Annotated in this window: 13 protein-coding genes; 2 read left to right on the top strand and 11 right to left on the bottom strand. The window is 64.1% G+C overall.

The genetic code is table 11. The annotated features are described in order from the left end of the window. Positions 1–30 precede the first annotated feature (30 nt). Both GEV06_04135 and GEV06_04130 read right to left on the bottom strand, forming a co-directional pair. The gene (locus tag GEV06_04135; GenBank protein ID MPZ17093.1) at positions 31–1821 is read right to left on the bottom strand and encodes a hypothetical protein; all 1791 of its coding nucleotides are present in this window, start codon (positions 1819–1821) and stop codon (positions 31–33) included. 138 nt (positions 1822–1959) lie between these two features. Next, positions 1960–2430, bottom strand: coding sequence for a hypothetical protein (locus GEV06_04130; protein MPZ17092.1), 471 nt, complete (start codon positions 2428–2430; stop codon positions 1960–1962). Between the two features lie 144 nt (positions 2431–2574). Here GEV06_04130 and GEV06_04125 point away from each other — a divergent pair, with 144 nt between their 5' ends. Then, on the top strand, positions 2575–4098 hold the full coding sequence (locus tag GEV06_04125) for a hypothetical protein (GenBank protein MPZ17091.1): 1524 nt from the start codon (positions 2575–2577) through the stop codon (positions 4096–4098). Here GEV06_04125 and GEV06_04120 read toward each other — a convergent pair. From GEV06_04120 to GEV06_04105, 4 genes are all read right to left on the bottom strand, one after another. Beyond that, positions 3998–5806, bottom strand: coding sequence for a hypothetical protein (locus tag GEV06_04120; GenBank protein MPZ17090.1), 1809 nt, complete (start codon positions 5804–5806; stop codon positions 3998–4000). The genes GEV06_04125 and GEV06_04120 overlap by 101 nt on opposite strands. Positions 5807–5928: 122 nt before the next feature. Next, positions 5929–7071 carry a dTDP-4-amino-4,6-dideoxygalactose transaminase gene (gene rffA, locus GEV06_04115; GenBank protein MPZ17089.1) on the bottom strand — a complete coding sequence of 381 codons (1143 nt, stop codon included), beginning with the start codon at positions 7069–7071 and terminating at the stop codon, positions 5929–5931. Position 7072: 1 nt separating this feature from the next. Next, positions 7073–8017 carry a glycosyltransferase gene (locus GEV06_04110; GenBank protein MPZ17088.1) on the bottom strand — a complete coding sequence of 315 codons (945 nt, stop codon included), beginning with the start codon at positions 8015–8017 and terminating at the stop codon, positions 7073–7075. A gap of 1 nt (position 8018) precedes the next feature. Continuing rightward, on the bottom strand, positions 8019–8906 hold the full coding sequence (locus GEV06_04105; protein MPZ17087.1) for a methyltransferase domain-containing protein: 888 nt from the start codon (positions 8904–8906) through the stop codon (positions 8019–8021). Here GEV06_04105 and GEV06_04100 point away from each other — a divergent pair. Next, positions 8706–10316 carry an oligosaccharide flippase family protein gene (locus tag GEV06_04100; GenBank protein MPZ17086.1) on the top strand — a complete coding sequence of 537 codons (1611 nt, stop codon included), beginning with the start codon at positions 8706–8708 and terminating at the stop codon, positions 10314–10316. The genes GEV06_04105 and GEV06_04100 overlap by 201 nt on opposite strands. A gap of 13 nt (positions 10317–10329) precedes the next feature. Here the strand turns inward: GEV06_04100 and GEV06_04095 are convergent, their stop codons facing one another. Genes GEV06_04095 through GEV06_04075 form a run of 5 tightly spaced genes read right to left on the bottom strand, consistent with a single transcriptional unit; the run spans position 10330 to position 18411 of the window. Further along, positions 10330–14172, bottom strand: a complete 3843-nt coding sequence (locus GEV06_04095) for a hypothetical protein (GenBank protein ID MPZ17085.1) — start codon at positions 14170–14172, stop codon at positions 10330–10332. 4 nt (positions 14173–14176) lie between these two features. Next, positions 14177–15322 carry a glycosyltransferase gene (locus GEV06_04090; GenBank protein ID MPZ17084.1) on the bottom strand — a complete coding sequence of 382 codons (1146 nt, stop codon included), beginning with the start codon at positions 15320–15322 and terminating at the stop codon, positions 14177–14179. After that, on the bottom strand, positions 15319–16350 hold the full coding sequence (locus GEV06_04085) for a glycosyltransferase (GenBank protein ID MPZ17083.1): 1032 nt from the start codon (positions 16348–16350) through the stop codon (positions 15319–15321). Before GEV06_04085 ends, GEV06_04090 begins: the two co-directional genes overlap by 4 nt. Then, positions 16343–17572 carry a hypothetical protein gene (locus GEV06_04080; GenBank protein MPZ17082.1) on the bottom strand — a complete coding sequence of 410 codons (1230 nt, stop codon included), beginning with the start codon at positions 17570–17572 and terminating at the stop codon, positions 16343–16345. The genes GEV06_04085 and GEV06_04080 overlap by 8 nt, the downstream gene beginning before the upstream one ends. Further along, entirely contained in the window at positions 17569–18411 is an 843-nt protein-coding gene (locus GEV06_04075) for a methyltransferase domain-containing protein (protein MPZ17081.1), read from the bottom strand. The genes GEV06_04080 and GEV06_04075 overlap by 4 nt, the downstream gene beginning before the upstream one ends. Positions 18412–18426 lie beyond the last annotated feature (15 nt).

The raw sequence follows: 18426 nt of genomic DNA, 5'->3' as shown, positions 1-18426 counted from the left end.
AAAAGGTACCCGGTTCCTTTTTCCCCTTACCTAGTGCTTGGCGTGTTCGAGGCGCAGCAATGCTCGCCGGACCGGTATCTCGAGCGGTTCGCAGAAGTCCAGGACTGCCTGAACCTGCTCTGACGAGAGGCGCGACGTCGAAATAATCACTTCCGAGACTTCCATGGTCAACAGCGCATCCTCGAGGCGCTCCATTCCGCCCAATACCGGCACGTCCAGCACTCGTGTCCCGTGCTTGTCCCGATCATCGTCCAAGAACCCCACGGCATTCCGGTTCAGATCGCGGTTGCTCCGGATTTCCCGAAGCACCATGACGCCGCCGTCGCCCGCACCATAGATGAGGACCCGCTGGTTCTCGCCGACACCTTGCCGAAGAATCTCGTCGAGCGCACGGAAGAAAATGCGGCTGCCGCCGATGAATCCGAGGACCAGCACCCAGTCGATCACGAAGACGGCCCGTGAATAGCCCTCGAAACGTGTGGCAAAGAGCAGCACCAGGATCGCGGCCACGGTACCGACGCTCGTGGCCTGGGTGATTCGGATGAGATCACGCAGGCCCGTATATCGCCAGAGCCCCCGATAGACGCGGAACACGGCAAGCGCGAAGAGCTGGCACCCGAGGACGATGGGAAGGGAGTCGATGAAGTACGCTTGCTCGGCACCCAGCTCGTTCTCGAACCGCAGAACGTACGCACTGTAGTAGGCCACGACAATCAGCGTCACGTCGATGACGACGGTGGCAATCTGCCGCTTGTACGGGAAGGCCGCGACCAGCCGCACGACGCGGGCGCGCTCGCCGATCCCGACTTGGTTCTCTGGATAAACCTCCAGCCGGCCCAGGTAGATGCCGAACAAGCCCAGGCCGATCACGAGAAGACAAATGAGGATGACGCTATACGAGAAGCCGGTGCGGTATGAGAGGAAAGCAACGGCGCCCGAGAGCGCTGCGACGACATACAGGACGATGACCGCGCCGCGCTCCGAGATGCCAAGAGCGACGAGCCGGTGAGACGAATGGTCACGGCCGCCGGTCGAGACCGAGCGCCCGGCCAGCACGCGAGCGACCGTCACCAGCGTCGTGTCGAAGATCGGGACGAGCAGGATCAGCACGGGGAACAGCAAGACCGACGCGGCGTTCCGCGAGTACGCCCAGTCGCCGACCAAGCTCAGACCGCTCACCATGACGCCGAGGAACAGGCTCCCGGCGTCACCCATGAAGATCGACGCTGGATTGAAGTTGTGGACGAGAAAGCCGAGACAGGCTCCCACCAGCAACGCCGCCAGCCGCGCCCCTTCGACGTTGCCGTCCCACGAGAAGAACACCAGCCAGAAGCTGGCCGTGATGGCCGCGATGCCTGCGGCCAGGCCGTCCATGTTGTCGAGGAGGTTGAACGCGTTCGTGATGCCCACGATCCAAAAGATCGTGATGAGGACGTTGAGGAAGGGCAGATCCGTGAGGGTGAGCCGCAGCCCCAGAGCGGCCAGGGCGCTCGCCACGACGATCTGCACAATGAACTTCGACTGTGGCCGGATCGGTCGCAAGTCATCGACCACGCCCACGAAGCAGATGACCAGCGCCGCCGCGAGCAGAATCAGGATCCTCGGGCTGCTCGGAGGCGCCATCGCAAAGCCGATGAACACGCCTCCGGCGATGGCGAGGCCGCCGAGCAGCGGAATCGCCTTCCGGTGCCAGCGATCGGCCTTGGGATGCGCGACGGCACCGAGCCGAGCGGCGATCGGCTTCAGCCCGCCTGCGAGGAGCAGGCTGACCACGAACCCGATGGCTCCGACGACGAGCAGGGGCTGACTGGGGCCAAGCATGGTACATCGCGAGCGCCTTCACTCTTCGCGTGCCGAAGGTATGCGCTCGTCTGGCCCGACCGGCGGCCGTGACCGCTTGCAGTATAGCCCGCTCGGGCTCCGCAGGCACCTTCTCCCGTGATCTCTACAAACGGAGCGCTAGTGTCGTGCGATTGATGAAAACGGCGTCTTCACGGGCTCGTAGCGCTTGAACCACTCCCCGTCGTGGCGGACCCAACGCTCTTCGAATGTCTCCGGATACGGCTCTCGCTTGGGAGGCGCCGCGACGAATCCGACAAGCACACGAATCTGCTCTGGCCCTTCCGGCGTCGTCTCCCGGATGGTCGGCTCGCGAAGATCGATCCGGCTCCTGACCACGCTCTCCTCCACGAACTTCTCGTACGGGACGCGGTCACGATACGCGGGCTCGTAGAGGTCGTACATAGCGCGATGATCACGCGCAACACGAGCCTTCCACCACGCCAGGACCCGATCCTCCAAGACGCGTTGCTCGGCTGGTTCCAGCTTCGGTGCGCGAGCGGTCTCTGCTGCGGGCGGCTGCACCGGCTGAGGTGTGGCCTGCAGACAGAAGCCGAGCGGCAGGACGATGACGAAGGCCGAGAGATTCATGTCAGGTCCTCGCGGTCTCGCTCAGAAGGCAAGCGAGTGTCGTGGTGTGAACGGCGAGTCGAACGACAAGCCCGTCGTCGCGCTCTGGGTCGTGATGTTAGCCGAGATGGCGCAGCATGACGAGCGCCTATACTCATTCGCACGATGGCTCGTCATCCGCTCCCGGCCTTCATGCTTCTCGCCCTGTTGCACGGGGTGACGATGGTGTTGGTCAGGCCCATGTTCCAGGTCTCGGATGAGCTGACCTATTTCGCGGGCGCGCAGGAGGCGGCCGTCAGGCTGGTCGCGAGGCAACCGGGAGATCCTGATCGGGCGCGCTTGCTGCACCACGATCTCTTCGTCTACGACGCCCCAGCGGGCAAGCCCCTGTTTCGATACGCCGGTGGAGCGGCGTACATCGCGCTCAGTCACATCGTTCGTCTACCAGACGGCGCACTGCTGCTGCGCTTGTTCTACGTGCTGTCCCTGCCGGTCGCGGTGCTCGCCACGTGGCTCTTGGCCAGTCGTCTCGCACCAGGCAACCGGACCGTCTTGTTGTGCGCTCCACTCTTCGTGGCTCTCCATCCTGTATTCGTCAAATACTCGGCCGCTGTCACACCAGACGCTTGGGCGAACGCCGCAGCCATGTTCGCCGTGTGGCTCGCGGTGCGGATCGCCGATGGCACCGCACGCGGGATCGAGCCCCTGGTTGCCCTCCTGGTGTCGGCCGTCGCAATCGCGCTCAAAGATACCAGCTTCTTCCTGGCGGCGCTGGTGCCGTGCAGCTTCCTGCTTCGCCTGCGAATCGGCGTCCAGACAACGCATGGTGATCTCCTCGCGTGGATACGGTCCGACCCCTGGCTCGTGGCGCTTCCGGTATCCGTGTCGGTCGTGCTCGTCGTGTCCCTGCTCACAAGCACCGTGTCGTCCGTCCTTGCCTCGCCGTACGAGATGAACCTGAACGGAGCGCTGTCCCTCTCCCGAATTCCTGCCCTCGGCCTCGAAATGGTGGCAACCACGTGGCAGCAGATCCCGAGCCTCTTTGATTCCTTCTGGGGCAACCTCGGGAACTTCGGCGCCACGATTGTTCCGATACCGGCGGCCGTCATGCGCGTGATTCTGGTGGCTACACTGCTCGCCGGAGTCGGACTTCTCCTGGCCGCCTGGCGGCGTCCTTCCTCGACCGACGAAGCCCTCGAGTCGCGCGCTGGCGTGACGCTGCTTCTGATCGGTGGAGCGCTCCTCCTCCTCCTCCAGCCCGCGGTGCGCCAAGTCCTGCTCGACGCAGATGATCTGTTCCAGGGGCGGTGGCTCTTCCCGATGATGGGTGCGATCGCTGTGGCGCTGACCGCCGGATGGTCGGCGCTCTGGCCGCAGCCGGACCGCCTCAGTCCGCTCATCGGCTGGCTGCTCGCGACCTACGCCGTAACGGCGATGGTTGTGGTGGTAATCCCCTATTACTACGTGAACTTCCCCGAGACCTATCGCCTGGCGGGCATCTTCGTCCAGGGCACAGCGGGTAAAGGTGCGGATCCCGCACGGGTACTGCCGTATCTCGCTCGTCCATCCCTGCTGAGCGGCAACGCGCTCATGGTCGGCGTGCTAGGCCTGTGGCTGGCGTGGCTGGCGGTCTGCCTCGTGCGTCTGCCGCGGTGGGCGCACGGCTATCGGGCAAGAACCGGTCATTGATCACGCACAAGGCGTACGCCTGCATGGTCTCGGCATCGATCACCCACGCTTGGATCTGGCCGGGCTGAGGCCACTCGAGTGACAAGGTCCATCCAGCCGACGCAGCGCGCGGCCTGCCGAGGCGTTTGGCGACGTCCTCGCGCGGCTGGCGAGGGCGCACGAAGGCCACCGCGTTGCGGGCTCCGGACTTTTGTGCGGTTAGGACTACTGCGTCCCCGGGACGATCCGCTTCGGGAAGATAGGCCCATCCAGCCACGCGGAGCGCACGAGTGTGCTGGACGCTCAGCGTGTCGACCCACCCCATTCGGCAATCGTCACTCGGGCTGGACGCCCAATCGATGTCTGCCTCGCGCAACATGCCTGCGCGCCGCAGGCCGTGAACGCGCGCGCGCACATACGGCGCAGTGGCAATCGAGTCCAGGAAGGGGTTCACCTCGTCATCCGGGGCCTGATCGATGAACCGGAGCAAGGACTTGGCGATGAGCCGGTCACGATGCGCACTCTTGACGCGGACCATGATGTCCGGCAGGGCAAGGGCGTGGAGCACCGCCAAGCTCACCCACATCGCCGCGGAGACCGAGGCGAACCAGACGGCGCGCGGCCGAAGGCCCCGGCGAGGCGAGGCGCGGTCGTCGTCGGACACATGCAACCAACAGGAGCATACGAGTAGCAGCGTGCCGACGACCGCCCACGCCGAGAACATCACGTAGTGCGACCTCAGCACCAACTCGCTACCGAGGCCAATACGCCCAATCACGATTGGCACACCGGAGCCGAATCCGTACAGGGCGACGAGCAGCCAAGGCAGATAGCTCGTACGGTCGCTGTAGCGTCGACCGACGGTCGCTATCCAGACGCACGTCACGGCAAACAGTGTCAAGACTCCAGCGCCAACGACCCCAGCCACTCCGAAGCGCCGGGCGCCAAAGCCAAAGGCCCCGCCCAGATACGCCAAATACGCCAGCAGCACCTCTCGCGGACGCTCCAGCGCGATCCACCAAGACGGGTGCCGCGCTGGCTTGACGTATCCGAGGAAGTACACGCTGACACACGCTGCCAGCACGCATGCCCAGACGAACCAGAGGAGCAGGGGCTGGTCCTTGGGGCAGCGGCGGATCCAAAGGGTCGGCGCCAGTAGCAGCCACACGAGGAAGCCATTGGCATACGAGAACGTGGCTATCACGCAGAGGGGGATGACCAGCGCCCATGCAATCGCGTCAGACAACGAGGGCTCCAGCGCCACGACCAAGCCGGCGAGGAGGCAAGCAGTGGTCGCATAACCTATCAGGGGAATACCCCAGAGCAGCCCATCGTATTGAGCGGGCGAGAAGAGGACCAGGTTCGTCACGAACAGCGGTCCGAGCAATGCCCACGATCGTCTGGGCGCCCAACGACGCAAGAGCAGCCAGCAGCCGAGGCTCATCGAAATGAGGAGCACCACGGATATGGCCATCTCGACGCGTGTGTTCCACCCGGTGAGTAGCGCGCTGAGCAGGAAGACAAGACGCGGGAAGGCCGGTCTACTCTCGTTGGCTTGCTCGAACAGCTCGGCCACGGAAAACCGCCCGGTCGTCGCGTGCTCCAGGAGCGGTGCAACGAAGCGCCATTGATCGCCAATGGGAACGTCGACGCCGTAGCGCCAGACCAGATAGGCGGTGAACGCCGCCGGGCTGACGGCCAATAACCAGATCAGCCACCCTCGCTTCATTGGAACCCTTGCGAACCCGAAACGTGACGCGTGATGTCAAGAGTTGTGGCGTGCGAGCACGGCGCGTTCGGCGAACCCGCCCTACCGCAGACGACGGTAGGGCCGCCTCGCCGAGGCGGCCGCTAGAATTCGTCAAAAGCCAACACCGCCTCGATGATGAGCTCGAGCTCGTCCTCGGTCAGAGAAGCAAAGAGCGGCAGGCGGACTAGCTCACGGCTGGCCCGCTCGGTCACCGGAAGCGCTCCCTGCCGACCGCCGAAGTGCTGGCCCATAGGAGCGGTGTGCAGCGGCACATAATGAAACGCACAATAGACTCCCCGATCCCACATGAACGCCAGGAATCGATCTCGGCTGTCGCCGTTCGGAAAGCGCAGATAGAACAGATGAAACGCAGGCGAGCAGGTCGACGGCACGAAAGGGAGTCGAATGCCGTTGCTGCGCGCCCAGCCCGCGAGATCCGCGGCGTAGCGCTCACACACGGCACGCCTTCGGGCCTGGCTCGCGTCATGTCGATCGAGCTGCGCCAGTAGGCAGGCCGCCAGCAGCTCACTCATGACGTAGCTGGATCCAACGTCGATCCAGGTGTACTTCTCGACGTCGCCACGAAAGAAGGCTGCGCGGTTCGTCCCTTTCTCACGAATGATCTCGGCACGATTGACCTGACTCTCGTCGTTGACCACGAGCGCCCCTCCCTCACCGCACGTGACGTTTTTCGTCTCGTGGAAGCTCAACGCGGCGAACCGCCCGAAGCTCCCAAGGGCGCGCTCCTTGTATCGGCCGAAGAGGCCGTGCGCGTTGTCTTCGACGATCGCCAGCCCTCGCAATCGTGCAAGAGCCTGGATCGCATCCATCTCGCAACCGACACCACCATAGTGCACGGGGACGATGGCGCGGGTCCTTGCTGAGATCACCTCGTTCAACTGCGTCTCGTCCAGGTTCAGCGTGTCGTCGCGGATGTCGACGAAGATCGGCCGTGCGCCGCGAAGCACGAACGCGTTTGCGGTGGAGACGAAGGTAAAGGAAGGCAAGATCACCTCGTCACCTGGACCAAGATCGAGCAAAAAGGCAGCCATCTCCAGGGCGTGAGTGCCAGAGGTCGTCAGAAGGACTCTGGCCGCACCAAGCTGCTGCTCGAGCCGGGCTTCACAGCGCCGCGTGAACGTGCCGTTCCCGGAAATGTGCCCGCCGGCGACGGCCTCCCGCATCGCCGTCCACTCCGACTCCTCGAACGATGCACGGTTGAACGGAATGCGCGGTGGTGGCATGTCAATCGCTGTCGCGACGCTGGTCCGCCACCGCGTCGATTACATAGGCCGGTCGCTCCATGATGCGGAAATACATGCGCGCCAGGTACTCGCCCATCACTCCCAGCGCGAAGAGTTGCGCGCCGGAGAAGATCGCAATCATCGACGCGAGAAAGGGGAATCCTGGCACCGAGCTCCCCTGCCATGCGTACCGCCCCAGCACGTAACACAGCAGCACCAGCCCCACGGTCGTGCAGGCGAAACCGATGAGGCTGGCCAGCCGCAGCGGCCACACGCTGAATCCCGTCAGCATGTTCACCGCGTGCCGCGCCAGCCCGGCGACGCTGTACTGTGACTTGCCGTACTTTCGCTGCTCGAAGACGACGTCACGCGCTGCCACGTTGTCGGTGACCCAGTTGAGCCAGACGTCCACGTTGACGTACGGCCCGCGCACATCGGCAAACGCGCGGGCGATACGCCCGCGAAAGGCGCGAAACGCGCTGACGTCGCGGGATACCGCGGCGCCGAGCGCAGCGCGCAACGCCAGCTTGACGAGCAGCGTCGCCAAATCGCGCCAGATCCCGTGCGTTGCCTCGCGCGGCCGGCCGTACACGAGATCGTGCGAATCGAGCGCCTCCAACAATCTCGGAATTTCCTCCGGCGGCTGCTGCAGGTCATCATCGAGCGTCACGATAGCTTCACCCCGCGCGAGCCGAATTCCCGCCAGGAGGGCGTTGTGCTGTCCGAAGTTCCTGGAGAGGTTGATCCCGACGATGCGAGGATCATGGCGTCCGATCTCACGGACACAGTGCCACGTCGGCGCTGGGCTGCCATCGTTGACAAGGATGATCTCCCACGGCTCGCCCCTGCGCTCCAGGGTGGCCATGGTCCGGTTCACGAGCTCTTGGAGCGCGCGTCCATCCCCGAACACTGGAACGACGACTGATACCGCGACGTCTCCCTGCATGCTAAACCTTGCGCGCCACAACAAGACAGCTTGCTCCCCACGAGAGGCGACGACCTGCCCCAATGCGTCTCACTTCGCGCGCCAGCATCGCGCGTACGAACAGCCCCATGTGGCGCGAGCGTGGCACGTGGCTCGAGGTCACGGTCGGTCGATGCCGCTCGCTGGGTGCGCCAAAGAGCCTACTCGGGAGCGTCCGCAGCATGGCTATCGGAATCACCAGAGCCTGGAACATATAGGTGCCATATTCCACTGTGTATCCCCGGTGTGCAAGCAGCGCTGAGAGGCCACTGAGCGTGTATCGACGGATGTGCCCAGCCGCGACGTCTTCGGAGGACCACAGGAACCCGTATGCCGGCACCGTCAACAGCAGTCGTCCGCCCGGCGACAAGTAACGATGGATTTGGTCGAGAAACGTCTCGTGCTCGTCGATATGCTCGAGGACGTCACAGAGCGTGACCGCACCAACCACGCCGGGCTCGACCTGTAGTTGCTCGGGCCGCGCGCGCACGCACACGTGTACGCCGCGTCGCCGGGCGTTGCGGGGTGCTGACTCACCCGGCTCGATCAGGACCACATCGAGCCCGTGGTCCTGCATGGCCTTCGCGACAACGCCATTTCCGCCGCCGATGTCGAAGATGGGACCCTCCGGTGGAAACCGACCCAAAGCAGCGAGAATGCACGCATTCCGATGCTGGAACCAGAAGGAGCGGTCCTCGATTTCGTACAACCGATCGGCAGCGGCTTCCGGGTAGCTCACGCCTGCGGTGGGGACCCCAGCGATGGTCCAGACTCCGTCCGCATCCTGTTCCAAGCCGCTGCCGCACGCGTCGAGGCCGCGAGACGCGCGGTGGCTCGTGTGTGGCGGCGAAGGCAGGCGAGCAGTTGTCATCGGTTCAGCGCACGCGGCCTTAACTTGCCATCCCTCTCCGTCGGCGTCAACAACCTCTCGACATCGCGAGTGTGGTACGGTTTCGAGCGCTGCCCGGTCGCACGCATGGCTCGAGACTACATCGCTTCGGCAATATCCCAAGCCGTCGGCCTCACCACCGCGGCGCTCTCGCTCGTGCTCGTGGCACGTTGGCTCGGCCCCGAGGGACGCGGACAGTACGCGTTGCTGACTGGTGGAGCTCAGGTTCTGGCGTTGCTCGGACTGGCGGGCTTTCGGACGGGCGCCATCTACATGGGCAGCCGGGGCCTCGTCGGGTTTCAGACCCTGTGCCGGGCCGCCGAGTGGATCTCACTGCTGAGCGGCGCCTTCGTGATGGCCGCCGCCGTGGTCGCCGCGGCTGTGTTTCCGCGACTCGTGGGCGGTGCCTCCTGGCCAGCGTGTCTCGCCGCCTTCCTCACCATCCCCCAATTGCTTGCCGCCCATGCGCTCGGCGCTGTGCTGCTGTCGCAGCAGCGTCTCGTCAGGTTCAACGTCACGTTAATCGTGCAGCAGATCGTGTGGCTCACCGGCCTCGTCGTCGTGCTCTCGTTCTGGCCGTCGCCAGCTCCAGCGTTGTTCGCCTGGATGATCTCCCACACCCTCTGGGTCGCGCTGATCCGGCGCGGCCTTGGCTTGCCGCTGGTACCCACTTTTGCACACATGCCCGAGGCGCAAGCGTTCAAGCGAGTGCTCTCGTTCGGGCTCCAGAGCGCAGTCGGCCAGGTGGTGCAGCTTCTCACGTATCGTATTAGTTTGTTCGTGATCAGCCTACACCTCGATGCGCATGCCGTGGGAATCTACTCGATTGCCACGGTTGTGGCAGAAGCGCTCTGGCAGGTTGCGGCGAGCGTGGCGAACGTGAATCTTCCCAAGGTCTCAGCCACCCTGGATTCCAGCCTGCTGACTCGCGGCGTCGGTATTTCGTACCGGCTGGCGGTGACGACAATCTTTCTCGTCGCCGTCGGCGTCGCGTTGTGCGCGCCATGGCTGGTCCGCTGGTGCTTCGGATCCGAGTATCTGGAAGTCGTGTCGCCGCTCCGCCTGCTCTTGCCGGGCACGGCGATGTTCTCGATCACCTTGCTCCTGTCCAGCGACCTCGTCGCGCGTGGGTACCCACGTCTGAGCAGCGCGGTCGCACTGGTAACCCTCGTGCTCTCGACAACCCTCTACATCGTGCTGGTACCGAGGTGGGGACTGCTGGGTGCAGCGCTCGCGGGGACGGTTGCCTACACGCTGTCAACCGTGGTGATGATGATCGTCCACTTCAGAACGACGCGCATTCCAACGACGCGATTCCTGTTCCTCTCGCCGGGCGACCTGCGACTCCTCTACACGTTCCTCGTGCGCTCCATCGGACTTCACCGGACCTAGTGCGGTGTCGCTCTCAATCCGGCAGCCGCGTCGCTGGAACCGCGCTACCGCCGTCCCACGGGGCCGACGTCGACCAGTACGTCGCGCGTTCGACGAAGATGGGCACGCCGTTCACGCTCTCGATCGTTGCGCCGAACTCCTGCCCGGCGAGCTCCGTGACGAACGTGCTCACGGGAATGGTGAAGCGGGTCTTCGGTCCGACCTCGTAGGTGCGCCGAATCGTCCGACCATCGCGCGTGAGGAACGACACCGACAGTTGGGAGGCTCGCTGCTCGTCAGGATTGGCAACCAGTATGAAGGTCTCGTACGCCATGTCGCCCCCGACACGTCCATCGGCCACGCCCCACCGGAGACCCGGCTCCGATACACCAAGCGCATCGTGGCCCTCTCGCCAATCGCCGCCCCAGTACATCGCACGCTCAGCAATGACGGGACGATCCGACTCGACGATTGCGGAGACCGCGGTATCCACCAACGCGGGATCCTCGAGCGCGATGTTCAGCGTCAAGCGGCTGCGGCCGGCAATCTGATGGTCCTTGCCAAGCTGCTCGCCGTTGGGCAGAAGATACGTGACGTGAATGTTGGCCGCGTTGCTGTCCGGATTGCCCACGAGTAAGAACGTGTTGAAGAATGCGCCGGTCGCACCTTCCGCGAAGAACCAGCGACGAGCCGGAGCGGTGGTACCCGGGCTCGCATGACCGCCGTCCCAGAACCGGTTCACGCCGAAGTACATGGCGCGCTCCGCCGCTATCGGTGCGTCCGATGCGACCTCGATCGAGAACGCGCGGCCGACGAGCTCCGGGATGTCGCCGGCGTAAATGGTCCGCCGCGCCAGAGGCGGCAGTGCCACATCTCGCGTGACGACCTCCCCGCCGTCGAGGAGGAAGGACAGCGTCACGGACGCTGGATTGTCGTTGCCGTTGGCCAGCAGGAGAAACGTCTCGAACGCTCCCTGAAACCCTTCAGCAAACCACCATCGCGTGCTGGCGCTGTTGACCGCACCCGTACTGTGTCCACCATAGCGCGCCGCGTCCCAAAACATCGTCCGCTCGACGATGAGTGGCACCGCGTCGGTGGACGTCACAATAGTGGAGACGGCCGTCGATTCGAGGCCAGGGATGTCGTCAACGCGTATCGTGCGCTGCGACATGGGCGCCAGGACGTCAGTTTGAACAACGCGTTCGCCATCCTCTCTCAGGAACTCGAGTGTGACCGGCGCCGGCTGGTCGTTTGGATTGGCGACGGCGACGTCTAGGTCGAAGAAGCTGCCGGTCGAGCCCTCCGCCAGGAGGTATTCGATGCGGGGCAGCGTGAAGACGATCTCTTCACGCGCGCTCTGCCCTGCCACGTCCGTGGCGGTGATCGTGATCGTGTTCTGTCCCGCATGAAGCGGCACGTTAGCGACGGACCAGGTCGATGTCCCGTCCGCCACGCCGCTCGCGCCAGTATTTGTACGCCATGTCACGGATGCGACCCTGGCGGCTCCGTCGCGTGCCTGTCCGGAGAGGCTCACAAATGGCGCTGTCACCTCTATCGGGTCGTTCCCCAGGGGATCGGAGAGCGTGATCGTCGGCGCGGGCGTCCCGGGCGGAACCGGCGCAACCTCGAATGGCCAAGGCTCGCTCCATGGACTCGCCTGAAGCATCCGATCCCTGGCGCGCACACGCCAGTAGTACGTCTCACCTGGAATGAGCCATTCGCCGAACGGGGTCGTCCACGTCGGCTCGGCTTCGACAACGGGACCGTCGTCGGCCGTGCCGAGCCTGCCGTCGGGTCCGACATCGGTGTTGTGCACGTAGAGGTCGAAGATGCTACTCAGTGGTGAAACGCAGCTTGCGCTATCGCACAGCTGCACATCGTAGAGGAAGATGGGCTCGTTTGGATCCACGGAACGCTCCCAGCGAAACGTTATCGCGTCGTCCCATGTCACCGATCCGTCGCGCGCCGGGGACACCGGCGCAGCGGGCGCGGACGGCGGCGCTGGTCCGTGCCGTTCCTCCCAGCGGTGTGTCACTTCGACCTGATGGGTTTCGGTGGTCTCGTCAGAGTATTTGACCTCATTGGGGCCCGCGACGAGGTCGGGGAGCGATTTCGGGTTCACTTGAATGGTCGTTCTCGCCGCGAACTGATCCAGGCCGGCGTTCAGGGAGCCAGTCAGCGAGTAGAGCCGAATTCGAATGAGGTACCGATAGACGGGCGGATGCCCGCGTGGCACGATCGCGTCGGTGAAGTCCTCCGATATCGAGAAGTGCCCAGTCGTGCCGGCAGCGTCCGCGCTCTCTGTCGACCACACCACGCGGAACTCGTAGGGCTCGATGCCATCCAGCATCAGCTCCTGCAGCCCCGTATTCCAACCCTCGGTGCTGGATTGAAACCGAAACTGCACGAAGAAATTGTCGTACAGCCGAATCCAGTTGGTGATGTCGGCCTGGTGCGTGAAGTATCCAACCTGGTCGCTCGCCGCCCGCCAGACGACTGTCCACAGCCTGCCGTCCGCCGAGATGGCAACCTCGAGGCCATCCTCGACGCCTCGACGAAAGAACTCCCCACCGATGCGTGTGGGCTCGTCTCGCCCACTGCGCCGCATCCTGTATGTCAGCGTCGCGGTCGTGCCCACGGCCGCCGGATGCAGGGCGGGCCAATTGCCATCGTCCCACATCGTGACGAGCCCGTCGGCTTCGGCGTTCAGCCCGGCGATGTCGTACCAGCCGGAGGCGAGATCGAGCCAGTTCAAACGAACCGATTGCACATCCGGGATGGCCGCAATCTCGATGCGGTCGTTCTCGCCAGCCCGGTAGAGATCGCCCTCGAAGCTGGCGCCAATCATTGGGTACGGGGATGACACCTCATAGACCAGCTCTCCGGTGACACCGATGAGCGATGGGCTCAACGCCAAGTCGCGGTCATCCTCACCACTCATCCGAATCCACGAGTCGCGGACCAGCCATTGGCGCGCGCCCGGCTCCGACGGCGTGAAGGGGCTGGTCAAAAGGCCGTCGGCTAGTACCGGCGGAGGCGGCCTGTTGAAGCTCGTGTCGTCGTGATAGCGAGCGGAGGAGGATTGCCAATTGAGCGTCAGCTCCTCGCCTGGCCGAAGCGTCAGATCCATCGTATGGCCTGCTGCGCCATAAGTGGACCAGCCGCCGGGCCGCGTACGCCGGTAAATGTCGACGAGATCGGCGTGGGCGGGACCTGCACGGGCAACCAGGTCAGGGTCCGCGATGAGGTCGTCGACGCCGGCGATCGTTCGGTTGTCCCCCTTCAGGTACAGCCCGTCGCGGTCAGCATCCAACACGTGCCACGCATTGTCGTAATAGACCTCGACGACGCTGTGCTGACCGGCACCAAGGTGGCGTTGTCTGAACGGGAGGCCAACGCGCTCGTACAGTACGGCTTGAGCGCCCATGACATTGTTGCAAAGCCCATATCCGTACGCGTTGAACAGCTTGACCGGATCGTCGCCGTCGTAGCCCAGCGTTGGAGGTGCGTAGTGGTATCCGTTGGTGCGAGCGAAGCTCCAAATGGCGCGCGCCTTCTGCTCGTCCAACATGTCTGGCGTGAGAATGCTCGCCAGGATGCTGTCGACGCTCGACCAATCCTTGCCGCCAATCACGACCTTTGGATTGACGACCGCGGTCGTGCCGGTATTTCGGATGCTGACGGAGGTCTCGACCGGCTCTCCGGTTCCTCCAGGACTCACCGTATAGGTTTCGGCGCTGGTCGAAATGGACTGCGTGTGCTCCTGCGCGAAGAGAGGCGTGACGCCCGCCGCGAGCAGCGCGACCGTGAGCTGGCAGGCGATCCGAGCGCCGGAGCCAACCCTCGCCAGGACCTCCCACGACCGGAGTCGAGTCACGTCGTTACCCATCGTCCTTCTTGCGGGCCTCCCCTACTAAGCGTGTGTATAGCATCTCATACTGGCCGACGATTTTCTCTAGGGTGAACTGCTCAAGCACGCGGGCTCTCGCCGCCTGACCCAACGCTTGCCGGTCGGCCGGGCCGAGCGCGATCAACCGGCGCCAGGCGTCGGCGAGCCGGTCCGGCGCGGCAGCGGGCACCACCAGCCCAGTCGAGCCCACGATCGCCGCTGCATCACCCACGTCTGCCACGACACAAGGCACGCCACTCGCCATGTTCTCGACCACGACATTGGGGAAGCCTTCGCTAACGGACGAACAGGTGGCGATGTCCACACCCGTCAAGAGGCGGCTCACGTCGTTTCGCGAACCAAAGCATGTCAGACGCACCCCTGGCGCTTCCCGGGCCAGCAGCGCGGCAAATGACGGATTGTCTCGTGTCGCGCCCTCGCCAATCAGCACGAAGTGCACATCGTCACCTGTCTCGGTCAGCTGCGCCGCCGCGCGGAGAAACGTATCGTGGCCCTTTACCGGATCGAAGCGCGCGACAAGGCCGATGACAACGGTCGTCTCAGCGCACCCCAGTTCCTTCCGGATCGCGGCGCGATCGGTGGCTCGTGGTCGGAACTCCTCGGGATCGACGCCGTTGGGAATCAAGACCCATTCGCGGGCCCGATAACCCAGTTTGCGGTGGGCCTGACGACCAGCGCGCGAGTTCACGACGACGGCAGCCGGGATGGCGGACGTCCAGGTGCAGAGCCGGCGCGTGAGCGACGAAACGTGCCCGTAAGGTGTCAAGTCCATGTCCGACGCACGAATGTTCCACACGATCCGGGGTACGCGGGCAGCGATTCCAGACACGAGGCCGAGCAAGTCGGCGTGATACATCCACGTCTGCAATAGGTCTGGTCTCAACCGTCGAAGCTCGCGAGTGCACCTCCACAGGGCCGAGGCGGTGGGGCGTCCGGGCCGCATGTCGAGACACACGACTGGGACGCCGGCGCGCGTCAGTTCGTCGGCGAGCGGACCATGACCGAGCATCGAGATCACGTGGGAATCGACCCGCGGGGCCAGTCGTGGGACGATCCGGCAGAGCGCTCGCTCGGCGCCGCCGATCTGGAGCCCGGTGATGAGGTGAACCACCCTCATGGCTCTGACGGCATCCCTCCCGCGCGCTTCAAGATTCCGGCCAGGCGTGGCGTCAACGCGCGCACGCTGAACTCTCGGTCCACCACGCGCCGACCCTCTTCACCCATCTCGGTCGCGGCCGTGTGGTCGGTCACGAGCAAGTCGAGCGCCGCTTCCCAGTCGCGAACCGACTGCGCACCGAAACCTACGGAGCCGCGGTTGAGCACCTGCGCGTTCATGCCGACGGGCGACACGACGACCGGCACGCTACAGGCCATGTACAGGAGCATCTTGAAGCTGCATTTCCCCCGCGCCCACTGCGAATCGTGCAAGGGCATGATCCCGGCCGTCAACGATTGCACGACCTCGAGCTCCGTCTGCGGCGACCACGGCACGAACCGCAGAGGCACGTGCCGGAGAGAGGTTGACGTCGGCGGCCGATCGCACACGATCCAGAGCTCGGCGCCAGCATGACGCTTCAGCACCGATTCCAGGGCGGGGGCGCACAGATCGAGGTTCGGGAGATTGGCGCTCACGCCCACCCAGCCAATCCGCCCTGGGTGCTTTGCAGGTGCCCCTGCTGGCGCGAACACATCGGTATCTACGGCGGTTGGAAGAATGTCGATGTGAGAATTCCATTGCCTGAAGTGCTCCGCCAGATAGTCGTTCCCGCAGACCACTCCATCACACATGGCGGCCAGCCGACGAACGTAGCGGCCGCGGCGATTGAGCCAAATGGCATCGTCGACATCGAGGAGACGCGGCGACTTCGTGAACGGCTCCAACGTGACGAACGTCGACAGCAGCTCCCGCTGAAGCAGCGTGACGTCACTTCCGTGAGACGCGAGGACTGCCGGAATACGGCTGGCCATCGATCCAATCGCCCAGAACGGCCGTGGCCAGCGGCGAGCGGGAGGATATCGACCGAGCCGCGTGAATCGCTCGGTGACATGGATGTCGTGTCGCCGCAAGGCGGCAACATATTGACGCACCCGAAACCGCGCCGAAGGCACGTCGGGTCCGCCCGTGAATGCCGAGACCTTAAGCATCACCCTCGACCCGCTCCTCAGGCGATCGACTTGTCACGAGATCGTTGAGGTACACCACCATGAAGGGCAGAAAGGATGTGAACCGGAACCGGAAAAACGGCGTGTATCCAACCTCGAACAGGAGAATCACGAAATAGAGCCACCGGATATCGCTCCGGCTCTTGAGGTTCGCTCTCAGAAACGCGTAGAGACCACCGTAGATGAGCAGGACGAGGGGCAGGGAACCCCTGAGCATGTATTGAATCCATCCCGAGTCGCTGTAGTACAGGTCCTGATCGAGGCCATAGTTGAAGCCGAGGGGAGAGAATGTCGAATCACGCAGGTACCTCAGATTGCCAGCCAGGAGCCCGCTCTCCGAATAGCGGGCCATGAGGCCACTCACCTCGGTGCCCACCAGCATCTCGCGCACCGGCTCGACGGCCGCGGTAAGCCGCTCCATCTCGAGCACGACCGCACCCACGATCAGCAGCGGGGCCAACACCGGCACCCACGCCAGCTGCCGACCATGACGCCGCCAGACCGCAAGGAGAAGTTGCCCGCCCGCAATCGTCATCAAGATCCAACCGGTTGTGGATCGAAGGGCCATGCCAAGCGTCATGTGACCGATGGCCGCAGCAAGACCCCAGCGGCTGCCGGTCACGACGTAGTTCCTGAAGTTCAGGTAAAAGAACAAGTAGTAGAAGAAGCCCGCCAGGGAGTGCGTGGCGAAGGTCAGCACGGGCTTATCGTACCAGTCGAGCATGGACACGAGGATGTCCTGCCAGAACGCCGTGTAGTACGCCTTCACGAAGCGGTCAGCCCACTGCACATCGAAGGCAAGAGCCGTTCCCAGCGTGAACGCGAACAGGTTGATGAACGCTAGTGTCAGGGCGGTCGCCTGGGGAGCGCTGACACGCCTGACGCTCGTCGACAACATGAGCGCGAGACCAACGAAGATCGCGACGAGACCGGGAGCCAATCGCGCATGTGGAAACAACAGCGTCATCGCCGAGAGCCAGGCGATCATCGCGAGGTTCACGATCGCCAGCAGACGACTACCGTGACATTTTCCGAGAAGGAGGAGTGCTCCAAAGACGGCGACGTTGAGCAGGATCGCGACGCGATCGAGTGTCGGTGAGATGACGCCGCCAACGGAGGTCGGGAAGAGCAACGCGAAGACGACGCCCACGATCACGATTCCGCGGGCGGCGCGCGAGCTCTTCGCCTGCTGCCCCGATGTCATGGCTCCCCAGCGCTCGGCCGCTTGTACATGAAGATCGAGCCACCGCTCTGCGTGAGGGCCAGGGCACGGAGCCAGGGCCGGTATCGGATGCGCTCGACCATCAACCGTCGCAGCCTGCTCGCCCTCACAAAAGCGTTCTGTCGCCCGGCAAGATCAATCCACGAATAGAAGTGCGCGAAGCCCGCCATCCGCCCGAGCTGGCACAGCTCGCTGTACGTGAACCAGTGAAAGGCCGGCCGTGCATTGAAGTTTGCCAAGCTCGGATCGTAGTGGAGCTGCTGGAAGACGTACGACTCCTTCACAATTGCCGGAAACCAGTTGAAGAAGGGGACGCGGTACTCGCCGTTGACGCCCCGTGGAGAGAACTTCCAGCGATTCGTCGTGTAAACATAGAGAACGCCACCCGGGACCAAGACGCGGTACATCTCGTTCAGGGCCTTGATTGGCGAGTCGACGTGCTCGAGCACGCTTTCCATGAGGATGATGCGGAACGACTCGTCTGGAAAGGCCAGCGATTCAGCGGATCCCTGCTGGACCAGACTGTCATCCTGCAGAAACTGTCTTGCGGACGCCACGTTCTGCGCCACTGGCTCGACGGCTCTGGCATCGAGGCCCCGGTCCAAGAGGTCGCGGACTGCGCCCGGTTTCGGACCGCAGCCGACCACGAGCGCCGCCCGGGAGCCCGTGGCGAGATCTATCAGGCGCTCAAGGCAGTCGAGCGCCGCCCGGCTGAACTGGTGGCTGGTGTCGGCATGCGTGGCGTGGTACTCGGCTCCGAGCCGCTCGAGGTCGGGACAGCCTGCTGACAACGGACGCTTGGCGTAGAGCGAATCGAACATTGCCACGTCGATTCC

Source organism: Luteitalea sp., from assembly GCA_009377605.1.
GTDB lineage: Bacteria > Acidobacteriota > Vicinamibacteria > Vicinamibacterales > Vicinamibacteraceae > WHTT01.
The sequence above is the reverse complement of the archived record's forward strand: the minus strand, read 5'-3'. Positions and strand labels throughout refer to the sequence as shown.

Coding starts and splice junctions, on each gene's coding strand:
- GEV06_04135 (MPZ17093.1), bottom strand. CDS start 1,821: ATGCTTGGCCCCAGTCAGCCCCTGCTCGTCGTCGGAGCCATCGGGTTC.
- GEV06_04130 (MPZ17092.1), bottom strand. CDS start 2,430: ATGAATCTCTCGGCCTTCGTCATCGTCCTGCCGCTCGGCTTCTGTCTG.
- GEV06_04125 (MPZ17091.1), top strand. CDS start 2,575: ATGGCTCGTCATCCGCTCCCGGCCTTCATGCTTCTCGCCCTGTTGCAC.
- GEV06_04120 (MPZ17090.1), bottom strand. CDS start 5,806: ATGAAGCGAGGGTGGCTGATCTGGTTATTGGCCGTCAGCCCGGCGGCG.
- rffA (MPZ17089.1), bottom strand. CDS start 7,071: ATGCCACCACCGCGCATTCCGTTCAACCGTGCATCGTTCGAGGAGTCG.
- GEV06_04110 (MPZ17088.1), bottom strand. CDS start 8,017: ATGCAGGGAGACGTCGCGGTATCAGTCGTCGTTCCAGTGTTCGGGGAT.
- GEV06_04100 (MPZ17086.1), top strand. CDS start 8,706: ATGCTGGAACCAGAAGGAGCGGTCCTCGATTTCGTACAACCGATCGGC.
- GEV06_04105 (MPZ17087.1), bottom strand. CDS start 8,906: ATGACAACTGCTCGCCTGCCTTCGCCGCCACACACGAGCCACCGCGCG.
- GEV06_04090 (MPZ17084.1), bottom strand. CDS start 15,322: ATGAGGGTGGTTCACCTCATCACCGGGCTCCAGATCGGCGGCGCCGAG.
- GEV06_04085 (MPZ17083.1), bottom strand. CDS start 16,350: ATGCTTAAGGTCTCGGCATTCACGGGCGGACCCGACGTGCCTTCGGCG.
- GEV06_04080 (MPZ17082.1), bottom strand. CDS start 17,572: ATGACATCGGGGCAGCAGGCGAAGAGCTCGCGCGCCGCCCGCGGAATC.
- GEV06_04075 (MPZ17081.1), bottom strand. CDS start 18,411: ATGTTCGATTCGCTCTACGCCAAGCGTCCGTTGTCAGCAGGCTGTCCC.